A 2,062-nucleotide genomic window follows, 5' to 3' on the forward strand; every position below is an offset into this window, starting at 1 on the left:
GGGGCCGGCGGCATGCTCGTCTGCGCCACCCCGCCCACCCCCTCCCGCGTGAGCCGCACACCCCGGCCGGGGACGGGTTCGCAGGACGAGCGGGTGTCCCCTGGGGAGTGGGGCTGTAGTTGGCCTGCGGGGCGGGCACAACCCAAGTGGATGATTGATTTCAACAGGGCGTTGGGCTATCGGCTATCGACCATCGACCATCGACCATCGACCCTCAAGAAAAGCTAAACCCCCGGAATTTCCGGGGGTTGCCTGGTGACCCCAAGGGGATTCGAACCCCTGCCGCCGCCTTGAAAGGGCGGTGACCTAACCGCTAGTCGATGGGGCCAGACGTGAGGTGATCTGGCGGTTTTGCTGTTTCCAGGCCTATTACTCGCGGCTGGAGGCGAATAAGTTGGCTGGGGCGCGTGGATTCGAACCACGATTGACGGAGCCAGAATCCGTAGTCCTGCCGTTAGACGACGCCCCAACGAGGCTCTGGCGGCGCCCCCTCCCGGGGTGCTCCCGGAATTGGGCATCAGAGATGGTACACAATCGTCACGCGCTTGGCAAGCCCTCCCGCCTATAATCACCTGGGAAGGTGTCACCGAGTGGATGTTGAAGCCAAAATTGTCGAAGCGCTGATGGCGTATGTGTCGCGGGGGGCGGCGGAGAACCTGCTGCGCCGGGTGCTGCACAAGGCCCGCAAGAACCCGCGGATGATGGGGCCGGGGGAGTGGATCGAGCTGATCGAGGGGCCGCTTTTGGCGGAGTTGCGGCAGGTGCTGCCCATTGCCGGGCAGGTGCCGCCGCTCAAGGCGCTGGTCAAGACCCTGCGCCAGGCCCACGCCGTGCCCATGAGCACGCCGGCGGTGCCGGTCAGCTTGCCGAGCGAGCCCACCCTCGAGCTCCCCCCCGACTGGCTCGACCTCAGCGAGGCGGAGGTGCGCGTGAGCCTCTTGCAGGAGCTCGCCCGCTTCGAAGGCGTCATCGGGGTGGCGGTCCAGACGCCGTGGGGGTCGGAGATCCGCCTGCCGGAGGACTCGGGGGAATTGCCCATGCTCGTGGGCACGGCCCACCGGTTACTTTCCCTACGGCAACCGTACGCCATGTTTTACACTGTCATGGGAAACGCCCAGCTTATGGTGCGTGGGATGGGCCAGAGTTGGGTGGCGGTGCTTGCCGACCACGACGCCAACCCCGGACACCTGCTCTACCGGCTGCGCCAGCTACAGACGGTACCCCAAGAGGCCAGACCACGCTAGGAGGCTTGATGATGAAACGATGGATCGCCGTAATCGTCCTCGGGGCCTGGGCCTGGGCCGCCCCGCTGACCACCGTGTACGACAAGGTCGCTTCGCTGATGAACCAGATTCAGAGCGTGCAGGGCAGCAACCCCAAGCAGGCCAGCGACCTCCTGAAGCAGGCCAGCGAGTACTTGAGCAAGGAGGGTGACGAGCTCTCGCCCAAGCTGCGCGAGGGCATCTCCACCGCCCTGAGCGACGCCCAGACCTCGCTGGCCCGCAAGAGCAAGGCCGACCTCGAGGCCCGCCTGCAGATGGTGCGAAGCCTCCTGGGCAAGGCCCTCTACGACAGCTACTTCGACGCCCTGGGGGGCGGCCAGTCCGAGATGGCCAGCGCCCTGCTGCCCCGCCTCGTCGCCGCCAGCGCCCTGCCCAAGACCCTCACCGCCCAGATCCAGGGGCTGGGCAACGACATCGACAAGGTGCGCCGGACCCTCGAGCGCACCTACGCCCAGGGCATCGTCAACGCCCTCTCGCGGGCCCGCAGCCAGACCAGCGCCACCCAGGCCTTCCTCGAGGCCACCCGCGCCTACACCCTCTACCTCGTCGTGCAGGAGTCGCCCCGGGCCAGCGGCCTGAGCGCCCGCGCCTTCGTCGACGCCCTGAGCAAGCTCTCCGCCAGCGACCTCGCGGGCTTCCGCAAGGACCTCGACGCGCTCAGCCAGCAGGCCAAGGGCTTCTTGCAGCGGGTGAGCTCGAGTTCGCCCGGTGCGGCCCGGAGCCCCGCCCCAACCCGAGCCGTCACCGCCCCCCCCGCCAAAGGGGGGGCGGGTTCCCAG

1 protein-coding gene, 2 tRNA genes and 1 pseudogene are annotated in these 2,062 nt (G+C 67.8%); 2 read left to right on the forward strand and 2 right to left on the reverse strand.

What is annotated here, in order from left to right:
- Positions 1-253: 253 nt before the first annotated feature.
- Positions 254-328, reverse strand: a tRNA-Glu gene (locus MEICH_RS0108495).
- Between the two features lie 67 nt (positions 329-395).
- A tRNA-Gln gene (locus MEICH_RS0108500) sits at positions 396-469 on the reverse strand.
- Between the two features lie 154 nt (positions 470-623).
- Between MEICH_RS0108500 and MEICH_RS0108505 the strand changes: the two genes are divergently transcribed.
- Both MEICH_RS0108505 and MEICH_RS30140 read left to right on the forward strand, forming a co-directional pair.
- On the forward strand, positions 624-1,244 hold the full coding sequence (locus tag MEICH_RS0108505) for a hypothetical protein (RefSeq protein WP_036219063.1): 621 nt from the start codon (positions 624-626) through the stop codon (positions 1,242-1,244).
- 11 nt (positions 1,245-1,255) lie between these two features.
- A pseudogene (locus tag MEICH_RS30140) lies at positions 1,256-2,062 on the forward strand (hypothetical protein); the annotation flags it as partial.

This window comes from Calidithermus chliarophilus DSM 9957, from assembly GCF_000430045.1.
GTDB classification, from domain to species: Bacteria; Deinococcota; Deinococci; order Deinococcales; family Thermaceae; genus Calidithermus; species Calidithermus chliarophilus.

Excerpts from the sequence above, each read along its gene's own strand:
- MEICH_RS0108505 (WP_036219063.1), top strand. The coding sequence starts at position 624 with ATGGCGTATGTGTCGCGGGGGGCGGCGGAGAACCTGCTGCGCCGGGTG.